This is a genomic window from Geodermatophilus sp. CPCC 206100 (assembly GCF_048569675.1).
Classification (GTDB): Bacteria; Actinomycetota; Actinomycetes; order Mycobacteriales; family Geodermatophilaceae; genus Geodermatophilus.
This window is the reverse complement of record NZ_JAQISV010000016.1, coordinates 106714-121755: the sequence shown is the minus strand read 5'-3', so window position 1 is coordinate 121755 and position 15042 is coordinate 106714. Positions and strand designations below refer to the sequence as shown.

Below are 15042 nucleotides of genomic sequence, written 5' to 3'. Positions count from 1 at the left end.
GCCCCGCCGGGGGCCCTCCCTCACACGTCCCGGCGCTGGAAGGACAGGGCGGTCAGCCCCCAGATGGCGGCCACCCACACGGCCGCCCACACCAGGTAGGCCGGTGCCAGCGGCGCCTCGCTGAGGAAGGGGAACCCGCCCTCCCCGGGGCCCATCTGGACGAGGGCGATCGGGTCCTGGAAGGCGTTCATGGCGCCGCGCCACAGGCCGTCGGTGGGCAGGATCATCCGCGACACGGTGCCCACGCGCTCGACGCCCTCGTTGCCCAGGGCCCCGCCGATCCCGCCGACCACACCGGCGACCCAGGTCGCCCCGAACAGGCCGACCGCGATGATGCCCGACGCCATCGGCGAGACGACGCTGGACAGCAGGAGGGCGAGCGTCAGCAGCACGACGGTCTGGCCCGCGAGCAGCGCGAGCCCCGCGGCGGGTGACGGGGGCCAGTAGCCGACCGCCACACGGACGACGAGGATCTCGGCGAGGCCGGCGAGGACCACGTACCCGGCGCCGAAGCCGACCAGGCCCAGCCACTTGCCGAGCAGGACGGCCGACCGGCGGACCGGGCGCGCGAGGATCGCCAGCGCCTGCCCCGACTCCACCTCGCCGGCGAGCGTGGGGCCCGCCAGGAACGCCGTCCCGATCGCGGCGATGAGGCTCAGCCCGAACATGATCAGGTTGAGCAGGAGGGAGGCCACCAGGCGGGCCTCGCCGCTGGTCATCGTGCCCAGCTCGGTGTCGAGGCCGACCAGCTTGGAGAAGCCCCAGCCGCTCAGCGCCAGCAGCACCACGGTCAGCGCCAGGAGTGCCCAGACCACCCGCCGCCGGGCGGCCTCGCGCAGCGTGAGCCCGGCGATGGTCAGCGCCGTCATCGGGTCGCTCCCTCGGCGCTCGGCTCGTCGTGGCGCAGGATGCCGAGCAGTCGCTCCTCGAGGCTGATCCGCGCCGGCTCGACGGCGTGCACGCGGACGCCGAGGTCGACCAGGTCGCGCACGAGGTCGGGCACGGTGACCCCGTCGTCCTCGGCCGTGAGGGCGACGGTGAACCAGTCGCCGCTGCGGCTCGTCGAGCCGGCGGCGCGCAGCCGGTCCTCCGCCCGGCCGTCCACGCCGGCCAGCCGCAGACGCACCTCGCGCTGCCCGAGCAGCTCGGCGAGGGTGCCCGAGGCGGCCACCCGGCCCCGGTCGAGGATGACCACCCGGTCGCACACCCGCTCGACCTCACCGATGAGGTGGGAGTTGAGCAGCACGGCGACGCCGCGGGACTTGAGCGTGAGCACGAGGTCGCGGACGTCGACCCGGCCCAGCGGGTCGAGCGCGCTGGTGGGCTCGTCCAGGACGACGAGCTCCGGACGGGCGACCAGCGCGACGGCGAGGCCCAGCCGCTGCTGCATGCCCTTGGAGAACCCGCCCACCCGGTCGCCCGACCGCTCGGCGAGCCCGACGAGGGCCAGGCACTCCCGCCGCTCGTCGGCGGGCACGTCGACCCGGGCGAGCCGGACGTGCAGGCCGAGCACCTCCACGGGGGTCAGCCACGGCTGGTAGCGGAAGAGCTCGGGGAGGTACCCGACGGCGGCGCGGGACCGCGGGTCCGACGAGCGCCGCCCGAGCAGCAGCACCTCGCCGGCGTCGGGCCGCACGAGGCCCAGCAGCATCTTGATGACGCTGGTCTTCCCGGCGCCGTTGGGGCCCAGCAGGCCGAGCACCTCGCCGCGGCCGACCGCGAACGACACGTCGTCGACGGCGGTCCGGCGTCCGTACCGCTTGCGCAGCCCGGAACACCAGACCGCCGGGGACGGCGGCAGGCCGGCCAGCCGGTCGGCCGGGGGTCCCGCAGTCGGCTGGAACGTCATCCCGCGGACGCTAGCGGCGTCAGCGCAGCGACCGGGCGACCGAGAGGAGCTCGTCGGCGCTGAGCGACCCCGCGACCCCGGTCATCACGCCGTCCTCGACCCAGACCACGCCGGCGAAGAGCCCGCTGCGGGAGGTGAGGACCGTCGCCTCGGACCCACCGACGTCCGCGGTCGAGCTGGTGACCAGCTCCGCCGGGACGGGCAGGGGCAGCGTCGCGCCGTCCGCGGACAGGTCGCGGAGCTGGTCCGCGAGCCCGTCGGGCAGCCCGGGGAGGGACAGCAGGTAGTCGCGCACCGTCTCGAACGGGACGCCCGAGGACTCCACCGTCGGCGCGCCGACCCGGGCCACGACGAGCGTCGGCACGCCCGTCGGCTGGGACCACACGGCGGCGACGCCCGGACCGGCCTGCAGCCGGAGCTGGCTGCCGTCGATCCCGGCGGGCGGCGGGGGCGGGACCTCGCCCTCGGCGGCCGCGGCCTGGGCCGCCTTGTCGGCGGAGAAGGTGAAGGTGGCGCTTCCGACGCCCGCGGCCTGGTAGGCCGGTTGCCCGGTCACGCCCTCGGGCAGCTCGGTGACCTCGGGGACGTCCAGCCCGGTCCGCTCCGCCGCGGTCGCGGCGTCGGCCACCTGCTCGGGGTCGGGCTCCTGGGTGATCTCCAGGTCGCCGTAGGCGGAGAGGTCGGGCAGCTGCACGAGGTCGGTGGAGGTCACCTCGATCGGGTCGACGCGCTCGGCCTGGAAGATCGGCAGCCAGTCGTTGGCGGCCGCGACCCCGGCGCCGGTCACGAGGACCACCGCGCTGACCGCCGCCACGGCCGGCCGCCGCACCGCCGTCCACCACCGGCCGCGCGCGGCGGGAGCCACGGTCCGGGGTGCGGGCGGGGCGGTCGCCGCGGCCGTCGCCGAGAAGCGGGCCCAGGCGGCGTCGGTGTCGGGGGTCGCGGCGCCGGAGGGAGCCAGCGCGGAGCCGACGCGCCGCGCGTCGGCGCCGGCGGCCTCCAGCGCGAGCAGGCACGTCGGGCAGCCGGCGACGTGGGCGCGGTCGGCGTCGGTCACGCCGGCCGGCTCGTCGACCAGTCGGCGCAGGACGCCCTCACTCGGGTGACGCATGGCGGTTCAGCTCCTTGAGCAGGACGGACTCGGCGCGGCGCACGGTGGTGCCCACGCTCCCTGGGGACAGATCGAGGGCGGCGGCGACCTCGGCGTAGCTGAGGCCGCTGTGGCGGAGGACCAGCGCGGCCGCCTGCTTGTGCGGCAGCCGGGCGAGCGCGGCCCGGACGGAGCGCCGCTCGTCACCGGTGATCACGAGCTCGGCCACGTCGGGGACGACGCCCGGACCGTCCCCGGCGGCCTCCTCCCGGGCGCTGCGCCGCCGGCCGGAGCGGAGCAGGTTGAGGGCGGTGTGGGTCGCGGCCACGGTCAGCCAGCCACCCGCCTCGCTCGCCGGCACCGAGGAGCGGCCGAAGGAGAGGAAGACCTCCTGGGCGACGTCCTCGGCCGAGTCCCGCGAGCCGAGCACGCGGGCGGCGACGGCGACGACCTGCGCGTAGTGGCTGCGGAAGACCTGCTCGAGGTCGGTCCGGACGTCGACCCGTCCCCGCGACATGCCCGCGCCCCGTTCAGACCGGGGCCGGGCCACGCCGCGCACGCCGGGGAAGGGCACTGCTGCGGTGACCGATGGCCGTACGAGTTCCACACCTGTTCAGCACCGCCGGGGCCCTGGATGTGACAGGGGCCGGCGGATTTCTGCTGGGTCGGCTCGTCACGGCCGGGCGAGGGGGGAACCGGACTCGCCGACGTACCGGCCCCGCAGGCGCAGCAGCGGGCGGGCTCCCGGGGCGAGCACCGGCACGTCGTCGACCTCGAGCAGCGCGACCACGTGGTCGCCGGCCTCCACCATCCGGTGCAGCCGGCAGTCCAGTGCCGCCGGCCCGCCCTCCAGCACGATCGCCCCGCTCGCGGCGGCGCGCCGCCAGGGCACCGACTCCAGCAGGTGCCGGGCGCTCGGCCGCCCCGCGGAGGAGAACCGGCTGGCCACGATCGCGTGCTCGGCGGCCAGCACGGTCAGCCCGCACCGGCCCACCGCCTCGAGCACCTCGGCGGGGTAGCCGCCCGCGGCCAGCCCGACGGCGACCAGCGGGGGATCGGCCGAGACGCTCATGACCGAGGAGACGGTGGTGCCGACGTCGTCCATGTCGTCCCGGACCGTCAGCAGGCACACTCCGGCGGCGTACTGGCGCAGGGCCTCGGCGAAGGCGGCGGCGTCGACCGGCATGGCGGCCAGTCGACCACACCGCCAGGATGCAGCGGTGGCCGCTCAGGAGCAGGTGTTCGACGTCGTCGTCCTCGGAGCCGGGTCCACGGGGGAGAACGTCGCGGACGTCGTCGTCAAGGGCGGGCTGACCGCCGCGCTGGTGGAGGCCGAGCTGGTCGGCGGCGAGTGCTCCTACTGGGCGTGCATGCCGAGCAAGGCGCTGCTGCGCGGCACGGAGGCGCTCGCCGCCGCCCGGGCGGTGGACGGCGCGCGCCAGGCGGTCACCGGTGAGCAGGACGTCGCCGCCACCCTGGCCCGCCGCGACTCGTTCACCCACTCCTGGGACGACTCGTCGCAGGTGCGGTGGGTCGACGGCGCCGGGATCACGCTCGTGCGCGGCACCGGGCGGCTGGACGGCGAGCGCACGGTGGTGGTCACCGACGGCGACGGGCGGCGCACCCGGCTGACCGCCCGGCACGCGGTCGCGGTGTGCACGGGGTCGGAGGCCGCCGTCCCCCCGGTGGACGGGCTGGCCGACGTCGCGCCGTGGACCCCGCGGGAGGCCACCAGCGCCAAGGAGGCGCCCGGGCGGCTGCTCGTCGTCGGCGGCGGCTACGTCGGCTGCGAGATGGCGACGGCGTGGCAGGCGCTCGGCGCGCGGGTGACCCTGCTGCAGCGCGCGGAGCGGCTGCTCGACGACCTGGAGCCCGAGGCCGGCGACGCGGTCGCCGCCGCGCTGCGCGAGCGCGGCGTCGACGTCCGGCTCGGCACCGACGTCGTGTCCGCGCGGCGCGAGGGCGGGGAGGTGGTGCTGGCGTGCACCGACGGCGAGGTCCGCGGCGACGAGGTCCTGGTCGCCGTCGGCCGCCGGGCCCGCACCGCGGACGCGGGACTGGACACGGTCGGGCTGGCGCCCGGGGAGTATCTCGACGTGGACGACTCGCTGCAGGTCCGGGACGTGCCGTGGCTGTACGGCGTCGGCGACGTCAACGGCCGCCGGCAGCTCACGCACATGGGCAAGTACCAGGCCCGCCAGGCCGGGGCGGCGATCGTCGCCCGGGTCCGCGGCGAGCAGGTGTCGACGGCCGACTGGTCACCGACCGCCGCCACCGCCGACCGGCGGGCGACCCCCTCGGTGGTCTTCACCGACCCGCAGGTGGCCAGCGTGGGGATGACCCGGGCGCAGGCGGCGGAGGCCGGCGTGCCGCACCGCGTCGTGGAGTACCCGCTGGGCAGTGTCGCCGGGGCGTCGCTGCACGGCGACGGCTACACGGGGACGGCGGTGGCCGTGGTCGATCCCGAGCGGGAGGTGCTGCTCGGGGTCACCTTCGTCGGGCCCGGGGTGGCCGAGCTGCTGCACGCGGCGACGATCGCGGTGGCCGCCGAGGTGCCGATCACCCGGCTGTGGCACGCGGTGCCGGCCTACCCGACGATGAGCGAGATCTGGCTGCGCCTGCTGGAGACCTGGCGCGACTCCTGATCCCCGGGAGCGGCCATCGTGGCCACAAAGGCCTCAGGGGGGCGGCGTCAGAGGCGGTCGAGGAGCAGCAGGCTGTAGGCGGCCAGGCTCGGGCCGTCGGTGAACCGGCCGTCGCGGACCATCGCCCGCAGCTCGGCCTCGGTCACGAACACCGACCGCATGTCGAGCTCGGTGACCTCGCGGGCGGTCGGGCCGGGGACGAGGTCGGTGGCCAGCCAGACGTCGAACTCCTGGGTGCTCTGCCCGGGGGCGAGGTCGAGGTGGCCCAGGTGCCGCAGCGACCCGGCGCGCAGGCCGGTCTCCTCCGCCAGCTCGGCGCGGGCGAGCTCCTCGGGGCTGCCGGTGGAGCCGGGGGTCCAGGTGCCCTGCGGGAACTCGCTGGTGCGCCGGGCGACCGGGTGGCGGTACTGCTCGACCAGCCAGAACCCGTCGCGCTCGGCGGGGAGCACCAGCGCGAAGTGCGCCTTCTCGATGACGCCGTAGACGCCGGCCGACCCGTCGGCGAGCTCGACCTGGTCCTCCCGCACCCGGATCCACGGGTTGCGGTAGACCTCCCTGCTGTCCGTGGTGCGCATGCCGGCCATCCTGCCGGGCCCGCTCCGGGCCAGCGTCAGGGGAGCGCGTACGGCGCCGTGCCGAACTCGGGCAGCCGGCCGGCGACGGTCGCCGTGACCGTCATCGACCGGAAGCGGGCCACCCCGCCCAGCGTGGTGAGGAAGGCCGTGTCGGCGGCGTCGCGGCCCGAGCAGATGCGCACCAGCGACCGCAGCGGCGCCAGGCGGGTGGCGTCCACGACGCACCAGGTGCCGTCGATGTCAGCCTCGACGACCGCGTGGAAGTCCATCGGGTCCAGCCCCGGCGCGTACACCGCGACCAGCCGGGCCGGCACCTCGAGGGCGCGCAGCAGGGTGACCGTCAGGTGCGCGTAGTCGCGGCACACGCCGCGGCCGGCCAGCAGCGTGTCGACGGCGGTGTCGACCGGGCGGCTGGCCCCGGCGGTGTAGACGAGCCGGTCGTGCACCCAGGCCGCCACGCGCTCGACCAGCTCGGCGCGGGGGAGGGTGCGGTCGAACTCGGTGGACGCGAAGCCCTCGAGCTGGTCGGAGGGGCAGTACCGGCTGGGGCGCAGCGCCTCGGCCCACGCCGCCGGGGACACCGGCCGCGGGGCGCCGCCGCCCTCCACGGCGGCGGTGTAGGCGACCGTCGTCGTCCCGGCGCCGAGCTCCACCCGGTGCACGCGGGCCTCGCCGACGGCGAACTCCTCGACCGTCAGCGGCCGGCCGTCGCACAGCACGGTCAGCTGCTCCTCCGCGGGCGCCGCGGCGGCCACCTGGAGCAGGGCCGCCGACGGGGCGGGGGAGGAGATCGTCAGGGTCGCGGCGACGTCGGTACGCACCCGCCCATGGTCGCGTCCGGGCAGGTCCACTCCGGTGTGTCGTCCCCCACGGCAGCACCGGCGGCCGGCGTCCGGGACCCGTGCTGGAGTGGGGACGTGCAGCTGCGACCGTCCCGCACCTCCTGGCACCGCTACCTCGCCCTCGGGGACTCCTTCACCGAGGGCCTCAGCGACCCGGACCCGGAGCGCCCGGGGGAGTACCGCGGCTGGGCCGACCGGCTGACCGGGCACCTCGCGGCGGCCAGCCCCGGCCGCGACGTCGAGTACGCCAACCTCGCCGTCCGCGGCCGGTTGCTCGGCCAGGTGCTCGACGAGCAGGTGCCGGTGGCGCTGGCCGCCGAGCCGGACCTGGTCAGCCTGGTGGCCGGTGGCAACGACCTGCTGCGGCCCGGCGCGGACCCCGACCGGCTGGTCGCCGCTCTGGAGGACGCCGTCGTGCGGTTCCGGGCGGCCGGGGCCGACGTGCTGCTGGCCACGGGCGTCGACCCGCGGCAGACGCCGATCATCCGGCGCACCCGCGGGCGGGTCGCGGTGTTCAACGCCTCGCTGTGGTCGGTCGCCGCTCGGCACGGCGCCGTCGTCCTCGACCAGTGGGGCGCGGTCTGGATCCAGGACTGGCGCATGTGGGACGGCGACCGCATCCACCTCACCGACGAGGGGCACCGCCGCACCGCGCTGGCCGCCGCAGCGGCACTGGGGCTGCCGGTCGCCGACGACTGGCGCGAGCCGCTGGTCCCGCAGCCGCCGCGGGCCCTGCGGGCGGCGCTGGCCGAGGAGGCGGCGTGGGTGCGCGGGTTCGTCGCGCCGTGGATCGGCCGCCGGCTGCGCGGCCGGTCCTCGGGGGACGGCCGCGCGGCCAAGCGGCCGGTGCCGTTGGCCCTGCCGCGCGGCTGAGCTACTCCCGCTCGGCGGAGCCCTCCTCCGCGGCCCCGAGGCCCTCGGCGGCGGGATCCTGGGCTGCGGGCAGGTCCTGGGCTGCGGGGTCCTCGGCGGCGGGGTCCTCGGCAACGACGTCGCCCTCGGCACCGGTGAGGTCCTCGGCACCGGGGTGGTCCACGGCACCAGGGTGGTCCTCGACGGCCGGCAGGCCCTCGACGGCCGGCAGGCCCTCGGCGGCCCGCTCCGCCAGGGTCATCGGCCGGGTCGCCGGCGCGTCCCGGACCGCCTGCTCGGCAGCCAGGACGTCCTGGACGGTCACCTCGCCGGGCGGCAGCGTGCCGGCCAGGTCGACGTCCTCGGTGGTCGGCGCGGTGGCCGGCAGCGGCGCCGGGCGGCCGAAGGCGTAGCCCTGGGCCATGACGCAACCGTGGTCGCGTAGCCACTGGGCCTGCTCGAGGTCCTCGATGCCCTCGGCGATGACCTGCAGGCCCATGCCGAGGCCGAGCTGCACCAGTCCCTGGACGAGGGCCGCGGTGGAGGGCTCGGTGACCACGTCGGCGACGAACGACCGGTCGATCTTCACCGTGTGGATGGGCAGCCGGTGCAGCGCGGTGATCGCCGAGTAGCCCGTGCCGAAGTCGTCGAGGGCCAGGGTGACGCCGGCGTCGGTCACCTCGGACACCGCCTGCAGCGTGGCCTCGGCCGCGAACAGCGCCGTCGACTCGGTGATCTCCAGCTCCAGCCGCTCCGGCGGCAGGCCGGACTCGGCGAGGGCGTCGGTCACCAGCTCCGCGAAGCCGGGCTCGGCCAGGTGGCGCGCGGAGATGTTGACGTGCACGCGCAGCCCGGCCGGCCAGCCGGACGCGTCGAAGCAGGCCTGCCGCAGCACCCAGGCGCCGAGCCGGGAGGTGAGCCGGTTGTTCTCGGCGGCGTCGAGGAAGGCGCCCGGCGGCAGCAGCCCGCGGGTCGGGTGCTGCCAGCGGATGAGCGCCTCGTAGCCGAGCAGCGTCTCGTCCGCCAGCGCCACGATCGGTTGGTAGAACAGCCGCAGCTCGTCGGACTCCAGCGCGTGTCGGAGGTCGGCCTCCAGCTGCAGCTGGTCGACGTCGCTGTCGCTGAGGCCGCCGTCGTGCACCTCGATCCGCGCGCGGGAGCCGTCGGACTTGGCCCGGGTCAGCGCGTTGTGCGCCTGGCGGAGCAGGTCGTCGGGGGCGACGTCGGAGCCGAGCGTGAGCCCCACGCTGGCCGAGAGCACGATCTCGCGCTCGCCGATGAGGAACGGGTCGTCCAGCACCGACAGCAGCCGGTCGGCCAGCGCCCGCAGGCCGTCGAGGTCCTCGACGTCCTCGGCGAGGATGAGGAACTCGTCGGCGCCCAGCCGGACGGCGGTGTCCTCCACCCGCGTGCTCCAGCGGAGCCGGTCGGCGACCTGGGTCAGCAGCTGGTCGCCGGCCTCGTGCCCGAGGACGTCGTTGACCGCCTGGAAGCGGTCCAGGTCCAGGTGCACCAGCCCGACCTGCAGGCCGCGGCGGCGGGACAGCGCGAGGGCGTGGTTGAGCCGCTCGCCGAGCGCCCGCCGGTTGGGCAGGCCGGTGAGCGGGTCGGTGAACGCCCGGCGGACGAGGTCCTCCTCCGCGCGCCGGCGGTCGGTCACGTCCACCAGCGAGAGGACCACGAACTGCGGCGTGCCGGTGCTGGTGTGGATCACCTCGTGCGACTGCAGGGCCCACAGCTCGCCGCCGTCGGCGCGACGCAGTCGGCGCTCCCCGTCGACCCGCAGCCACGGGTCCAGGGGGTCGTCGGCGGTCTTCGGCACGTCCGGGACGGGCGCCTCGTCGGGGTGGGCGAGCAGGTCGACGTGCCGGCCGACCATGTCCTCCGCCGGTCGCCCGGTGAGCGCGCACAGCGCCTCGTTGACCACGAGCAGGTGCCCGTCGAGGTCGACCAGGGCCTTGGGGATGGGCGCGGCGAGGAAGAGGGCACGGAAGAGCTGGCCGCGGTCGGCGAGCAGGGTGTCGATGGCCCGGAGCCGCGAGCCGGCGGTGGCGGGGGTCCCCTCTCGGGGCCGCGGTACGTCGGTGGCACTCAGGTTCACCCTCACAGCGTGAGGGACCGATGCCGCGAAGTGACGGAACCTGCCCATGGTGAGTCGTGGTCAACCGAACACACTGCGTGACGATGTGGTCCTGGTGGTGCCAGGAGGGACGGCTGGGGCGGGATGGACCCGGGCCCGCCGGCCGCGGACGGCCGGGGGCCACCGGGACCGGCCGCCCCGCGCGGAGGAGGGCGGTCAGCCGAGGGTCCACGCCCGGACGTAGTCGATCTGGACGTGGCCCTGCGCGGTGGCCGAGGGGGCGGGGCCGGAGAGCTCCGTCTCGGTCTGCAGGACCCACCGCATCGGTGTGCTGGGGATCCCGGACGGGTCGTTGGTCGTCCAGGTCCGCCCGTCGAGCACGAACGTCACGCTGTCGGGCCGCCACTCGATGGCCGCGGTGTGCCAGTCCTGCATCGTCACGCCCGTGTCGACGGCGAAGGCGTTGCGGGCCGGGTTGCCGGTGACGTCGTGCGAGAAGGCGGCGATCTCCTGGCCGAGGCTGCCCTCGGGGAAGTCGATCTCACCCTCGTTCCAGTCGTCGGACGCCGGCCACAGCAGCCAGGCCATCTTGTAGCCGGGGATGCTGTCGGAGCGGAAGCGGACCTCGTAGCGGCCGTAGAGCTGGCCCTCGGTGCTGCTGCCGTCGATGACCGGGGTGATGGCCGCGGTCGTCGCCTGGCCGCTGATGGTCCGCACCCAGACGTCGACGACGCCGTTGACGACCGAGGTCGTGGTCTCGGTGTCGTAGCGGCCGTTCCCCGAGGTGTCGGTGAAGCCGTCGTAGCCGCCGTAGCCGGGGTAGACGGTGGCGAACTGACCGAGCGCCGCGGACTGCGTGAACTGCTGGTCGAGGACGAGCTGCCACTCGGCGCCGGGGTCGACCGGGGGCGTGGTCGGCGGCGTGGGCGTGGTCGGCGGTGTCGTCGGCGTGCCCGGGTCGGTGGGCGGCGTGGTCGGGGTCCCGGGGTCGGTGGGCGGTGTGGTCGGCGTGCCGGGGTCGGTGGGCGGTGTGGTCGGCGTGCCGGGGTCGGTGGGCGGCGTGGTCGGGGTGCCCGGGTCGGTCGGCTCGTCGGGGTCGCGCCCGTCGTGGTCGTGCCGGCCCCAGGGAGCGCGGTGGCCGTCGTCGTCGACGGTCACGTCCACGGTCACGGCGTCCCCGAGCTCGCCGTCCACGATCGGCGCGGCGAAGAAGGTGTACGTCTCGCCCTCCTCCAGCCGGCGGACGGTGAGCGTGCCGGAGAGGTCGCGCACGGTCGTCGTCCGGGCCTCGCCGGACCCGTCCGGGGCGTCGCGGCCGAGCAGCACGCCGTCGACGTCCTGGCCGTTGCGGTGGACGACCCAGCGCAGCGTGACGGTGCCGTCCTCGGCCCACGCGGCCAGGTCGATCCCCGCCTCCTCACGGTCCCGCCCCTCCCGCTCCCGCGCCCGCCACCGCTCCCGCCAGCGCTCCTGCTCGCGCTCGCGCGCCCGCTCCTGCTCACGCGCCCGCTCCTGCTCGCGCGCCCTCTCCTGCGTCCGGGCGCGGTCGCCGGAGCTCTCGTCGTCGGAGTCCCCGGCCCGGTCGTCGTCCGGGTCGCGCGTGAGGTCGTCGACCCCGGTCCGCTGCTCCTGGGAGTCGTCGGACGCCGCGCGCTCCCGTCGTTCGGTCTGCTGGATGCGGATGTCCTCGACCAGTGACCGGACCTCGCCGGCGTCGGGGCCTGCTCCCGAGGACCGGGACGTGTCCGACGTCCGGCCGTCGTCGGCCAGCGCGACGGTCGGGGACAGCAGGACGCCGACGGTGCCGACGGTGACGGCAACGGTCATGCGCGTGGACTTCACGGGTGGGCTCCCCTGGGTGAGGCTGCAGGTGCCGACGGCCGCCGGACGAGTCCGAGGCCGGGGCGGGTCACGGAGCGTCAGCGGACTCCCCGTGCTGGCGGTCCGGTGGCCCGCCCGATGTCGCGTGCCCGACGACCCCCCGCGTCCGCGCCGACGCGGGGAGGCCGCCGGGCCGCTCGTCGAGCGGGCCGGCCGGTGGTCCGACCCTGCCGGTGGGGAGGCGTGGCCCGGCACCCCCGACCGGGTCACGTCGCATCCCCAGTTCGGGGGAACGAAACGGTTCCGGTCTTGCCATCGGTGGGGGGAATCCGGCAGGCGGGTGCGGCGGTTGCTCGGGGGTGGAGAGAGGAGCCGGGATGGACCACGGCAAGCGGATCGGGTTCCTGTCCTTCGGGCACTGGCAGCCGATCCCCGGCTCGCAGGTGCGCACCGGGCGGGACGCCCTCGTGCAGAGCGTCGAACTCGCGGTGGCGGCCGAGGAGCTGGGGGTCGACGGCGCGTACGTGCGCGTGCACCACTTCGCCCGGCAGCTCGCCTCGCCGTTCCCGCTGTTGGCGGCGATGGCGGCGCGCACCAGCCGGATCGAGGTCGGCACCGGCGTCATCGACATGCGCTACGAGAACCCGCTGTACATGGCGGAGGAGGCCGCGGCCACCGACCTGCTCGGCGACGGCCGGCTGCAGCTGGGCATCAGCCGCGGGTCGCCGGAGACGGCGCTGCGGGGCTCGGAGGCCTTCGGGTTCGTCCCGCCGGAGGGGATGACCGACGCCGACTTCGCGCGGCAGAAGACCGCCTTGTTCATGGCGGCCATCTCCGGGCAGCCGGTGGTCGACGCCGACCCCGCCATGACCGGCGGCGCGCAGGGCCGGCTGGCCGTGCAGCCTCAGGCGCCCGGCCTCGCCGAGCGGATCTGGTGGGGGTCGGGAACCCGGGCCACCGCCGAGTGGACGGCGCGCCAGGGCCTGAACCTCATGAGCTCGACGCTGCTGGTGGAGGACACCGGCGTGCCCTTCGACGAGCTGCAGGCCGAGCAGATCGCCCGCTACCGGGCCACCTGGGCCGAGGCGGGCTGGGAGCGCACGCCGCGGGTGTCGGTGAGCCGCAGCGTCATGCCGATCGTCACCGACCTGGACCGGCAGTACTTCGGCGAGCGCTCCGGCGAGGACCAGGTCGGCCTGCTCGAGGGTGTCCGCGCCCGCTTCGGCAAGAGCTACGTCGGCGAGCCCGACCAGCTCGCCGAGGAGCTGGCCAAGGACGCCGCCGTCCGGGAGGCCGACACCCTGCTGCTCACGGTCCCCAACATGCTCGGCGTCGACTACAACGCTCAGTTGCTCGAGACGATCGTGCGGCACGTCGCCCCGGCCATCGGCTGGGTGCCCCCGGCGGAGCGCTGACCTCGGGCGGCGGTGCCGGGGACCCGGTGCCGCCGCCCGCGCCGGGCCGCCCCGCAGGAGCGTCCCCACGCGGGAGCGGCGCCCGGCGCCCACGTCGGCCGGCGCGCGCCCGGCAGGGATCGAACCTGCGACCAAGTGCTTAGAAGGCACCTGCTCTATCCGCTGAGCTACGGGCGCTCGGTCGCCGATCATCGCACCTCGGGCCGCACGGTCCGCGGCTGCCGGACCGGGTCTCGCGCAGGTTCCCCCGCCGGGAGGACGATGCCCCCGACCGTCCGCACGCCGGGAGGTGGAGCCGTGGCCGGGCCGGAGGCGTCGCCGGGCCCCTGGTCGGGTGCCGCCGCCTATGAGGCCTACGTCGGGCGCTGGAGCCGGGCGGTCGCGCCACGGTTCCTCGACTGGCTGGGCGTCCCCACCGGCCTGAGCTGGCTCGACGTCGGGTGCGGCACCGGCGTGCTGACCGAGGCGGTGCTCGCCACGGCGTCGCCGGCCGCCGTGGTCGCGGTCGACCCCTCGCCGGCCTTCCTCGCCGCTGCCGCGCAGCGCGTCGTCGACGACCGGGTGACCTTCCGGGAGGGGACCGCCCAGGCCTTGCCGGTGGCCGAGGGCTCGGTGGACGTGGTCGTCTCGGGACTGGTCCTCAACTTCGTCCCGGACCGCCCCGCGGCGCTGGCGGAGATGCGCCGGGCCGCCCGGCCGGGCGGTGTGGTCGCGGCCTACGTCTGGGACTACGCCGAGGGCATGCAGGTGATGCGGCACCTCTGGGACGCCGCCGTCGCCCGCGACCCGGCCGTCGCGGCCCTGGACGAGGGTCGGAGGTTCGTCGACGGGCGGCCGGACCGGCTGCGCGACCTCTTCACCGGCGCCGGGCTGGCAGACGTCGCGGTCGGCGAGGTGGTGGTCCCCACCGTCTTCCGCGGCTTCGACGACTACTGGGGCCCCTTCCTCGGCGGGACGGGGCCGGCACCGGCCTACGTCGTGTCGCTCGCGGAGGCCGACCGGACCGAGCTGCGCGAGGCGCTCCGTGCGCGGCTGCCGGCCGACGACGACGGCACGATCCGGCTCACCGCACGGGCGTGGACGGTGCAGGGGCGCAGCGGGTAGCGAGGTCATGCCGGACAGGGGACCACCGGACCCCGGCGGTACCGGCTGCGTCGTCCACAACCCGGGCCGCTGTCCACAGAAGCGCGCGGCCGCTGTCCGGCGCCTCCCGGCCGGCCGAGGGTCGGAGCACACCGGCACCGTGCCGGTCGCGCCGGATCCCGGCGCAGCACCCCGAGGAGCACCGTGAACGACACCCTCGTCACCGTCGTCGGCAACGTCGTCGACTCACCGCGCCGCGTCCGGCTCGCCAGCGGCGCCGTCACGAACTTCCGCATGGCCTCCACCGCCCGCCGGTACGACAGCCGCAGCCAGGAGTTCGTCGACGCCGGCACCTTCTGGGTCGACATCGAGTGCTGGAACGAGCTGTCCGGCAACGTCTCCGGCAGCGTCAGCAAGGGCGACCCGGTGATCGTGCACGGCACGCTCACCACGCACAGCTGGGAGACCGAGAACGGCCGGCGGAGCACGCCGCGCATCCGGGCTCTCGCGGTCGGCCCCAACCTGACCCGGGGCACCGCCGAGTTCCGGCGGAGCAGGCCGCCGCGCAGCGGGGAGGCCGCCGACGCGTCCGCCGACGGGCCGCTGTCACCGTCGGAGGCCAGCGCGGAGGACGCCTTCGCCGCCGCGTCGGAGGTGCCGGTGGAGGGCCGGGACTACGTGACCGATGTCGAGACGTTGCACGCATGACCGCCGACGCCCCGGAGCCCGCGCACGTCTAGTTGCCGCGGGCTGGGAGGATCGGAGGCGAGACCGCACGGGGGCGGGCCGG

At 76.1% G+C, this 15042-nt stretch carries 14 protein-coding genes and 1 tRNA gene; 5 read left to right on the top strand and 10 right to left on the bottom strand.

Translation table 11 applies throughout. The annotated features are described in order from the left end of the window. Positions 1-20 precede the first annotated feature (20 nt). The 5 genes from PGN05_RS09830 to PGN05_RS09810 all read right to left on the bottom strand — a co-directional run bounded on the left by PGN05_RS09830 (position 21) and on the right by PGN05_RS09810 (position 4125). Positions 21-869, bottom strand: coding sequence for an ABC transporter permease (locus PGN05_RS09830; RefSeq protein ID WP_419752346.1), 849 nt, complete (start codon positions 867-869; stop codon positions 21-23). After that, positions 866-1849: an ABC transporter ATP-binding protein gene (locus PGN05_RS09825; RefSeq protein ID WP_419752345.1), complete on the bottom strand. Its 984-nt coding sequence runs from the start codon at positions 1847-1849 to the stop codon at positions 866-868. Before PGN05_RS09825 ends, PGN05_RS09830 begins: the two co-directional genes overlap by 4 nt. Positions 1850-1868: 19 nt before the next feature. Then, entirely contained in the window at positions 1869-2960 is a 1092-nt protein-coding gene (locus PGN05_RS09820; protein WP_419752344.1) for a hypothetical protein, read from the bottom strand. Next, positions 2944-3456, bottom strand: coding sequence for a sigma-70 family RNA polymerase sigma factor (locus PGN05_RS09815; RefSeq protein WP_419752343.1), 513 nt, complete (start codon positions 3454-3456; stop codon positions 2944-2946). The genes PGN05_RS09820 and PGN05_RS09815 overlap by 17 nt, the downstream gene beginning before the upstream one ends. Before the next feature lie 156 nt (positions 3457-3612). Further along, the gene (locus PGN05_RS09810; RefSeq protein WP_419752342.1) at positions 3613-4125 is read right to left on the bottom strand and encodes a flavin reductase family protein; all 513 of its coding nucleotides are present in this window, start codon (positions 4123-4125) and stop codon (positions 3613-3615) included. Between the two features lie 34 nt (positions 4126-4159). On the opposite strand from PGN05_RS09810, the gene PGN05_RS09805 reads away from it, so the two are divergent. Further along, positions 4160-5584 carry a dihydrolipoyl dehydrogenase family protein gene (locus PGN05_RS09805; RefSeq protein WP_419752341.1) on the top strand — a complete coding sequence of 475 codons (1425 nt, stop codon included), beginning with the start codon at positions 4160-4162 and terminating at the stop codon, positions 5582-5584. 47 nt (positions 5585-5631) lie between these two features. On the opposite strand, the gene PGN05_RS09800 is transcribed toward PGN05_RS09805, so the two are convergent. Both PGN05_RS09800 and PGN05_RS09795 read right to left on the bottom strand, forming a co-directional pair. Continuing rightward, positions 5632-6159, bottom strand: a complete 528-nt coding sequence (locus PGN05_RS09800; protein ID WP_419752340.1) for an NUDIX domain-containing protein — start codon at positions 6157-6159, stop codon at positions 5632-5634. 35 nt (positions 6160-6194) lie between these two features. Continuing rightward, positions 6195-6980, bottom strand: a complete 786-nt coding sequence (locus PGN05_RS09795) for a transglutaminase-like domain-containing protein (protein WP_419752339.1) — start codon at positions 6978-6980, stop codon at positions 6195-6197. A 96-nt stretch (positions 6981-7076) separates the two neighbouring features. Between PGN05_RS09795 and PGN05_RS09790 the strand changes: the two genes are divergently transcribed. Then, complete coding sequence (locus PGN05_RS09790; protein WP_419752338.1) at positions 7077-7874, top strand: SGNH/GDSL hydrolase family protein; 798 nt, start codon at positions 7077-7079, stop codon at positions 7872-7874. 1 nt (position 7875) lies between these two features. Here PGN05_RS09790 and PGN05_RS09785 read toward each other — a convergent pair whose 3' ends face one another. Both PGN05_RS09785 and PGN05_RS09780 read right to left on the bottom strand, forming a co-directional pair. Beyond that, positions 7876-9954, bottom strand: a complete 2079-nt coding sequence (locus tag PGN05_RS09785) for an EAL domain-containing protein (RefSeq protein ID WP_419752337.1) — start codon at positions 9952-9954, stop codon at positions 7876-7878. Positions 9955-10149: 195 nt separating this feature from the next. Beyond that, positions 10150-11775 carry a glycoside hydrolase family 16 protein gene (locus PGN05_RS09780; protein WP_419752336.1) on the bottom strand — a complete coding sequence of 542 codons (1626 nt, stop codon included), beginning with the start codon at positions 11773-11775 and terminating at the stop codon, positions 10150-10152. 356 nt (positions 11776-12131) lie between these two features. On the opposite strand from PGN05_RS09780, the gene PGN05_RS09775 reads away from it, so the two are divergent. Beyond that, a complete protein-coding gene (locus tag PGN05_RS09775) occupies positions 12132-13169 on the top strand; it encodes an LLM class flavin-dependent oxidoreductase (RefSeq protein WP_419752335.1) in 1038 nt (345 codons plus the stop codon). 104 nt (positions 13170-13273) lie between these two features. Here PGN05_RS09775 and PGN05_RS09770 read toward each other — a convergent pair. Beyond that, a tRNA-Arg gene (locus PGN05_RS09770) sits at positions 13274-13346 on the bottom strand. 120 nt (positions 13347-13466) lie between these two features. Here PGN05_RS09770 and PGN05_RS09765 point away from each other — a divergent pair. After that, positions 13467-14273, top strand: a complete 807-nt coding sequence (locus tag PGN05_RS09765; RefSeq protein ID WP_419752334.1) for a class I SAM-dependent methyltransferase — start codon at positions 13467-13469, stop codon at positions 14271-14273. A gap of 183 nt (positions 14274-14456) precedes the next feature. After that, the gene (locus tag PGN05_RS09760; protein WP_419752333.1) at positions 14457-14960 is read left to right on the top strand and encodes a single-stranded DNA-binding protein; all 504 of its coding nucleotides are present in this window, start codon (positions 14457-14459) and stop codon (positions 14958-14960) included. Positions 14961-15042 lie beyond the last annotated feature (82 nt).

Bases quoted from the DNA above. Each gene is read 5' to 3' on its own strand.
- PGN05_RS09815 (WP_419752343.1), bottom strand. From the start codon at position 3,456: ATGTCGCGGGGACGGGTCGACGTCCGGACCGACCTCGAGCAGGTCTTC.
- PGN05_RS09825 (WP_419752345.1), bottom strand. From the start codon at position 1,849: ATGACGTTCCAGCCGACTGCGGGACCCCCGGCCGACCGGCTGGCCGGC.
- PGN05_RS09775 (WP_419752335.1), top strand. From the start codon at position 12,132: ATGGACCACGGCAAGCGGATCGGGTTCCTGTCCTTCGGGCACTGGCAG.
- PGN05_RS09800 (WP_419752340.1), bottom strand. From the start codon at position 6,159: ATGCGCACCACGGACAGCAGGGAGGTCTACCGCAACCCGTGGATCCGG.
- PGN05_RS09820 (WP_419752344.1), bottom strand. From the start codon at position 2,960: ATGCGTCACCCGAGTGAGGGCGTCCTGCGCCGACTGGTCGACGAGCCG.
- PGN05_RS09810 (WP_419752342.1), bottom strand. From the start codon at position 4,125: ATGCCGGTCGACGCCGCCGCCTTCGCCGAGGCCCTGCGCCAGTACGCC.
- PGN05_RS09830 (WP_419752346.1), bottom strand. From the start codon at position 869: ATGACGGCGCTGACCATCGCCGGGCTCACGCTGCGCGAGGCCGCCCGG.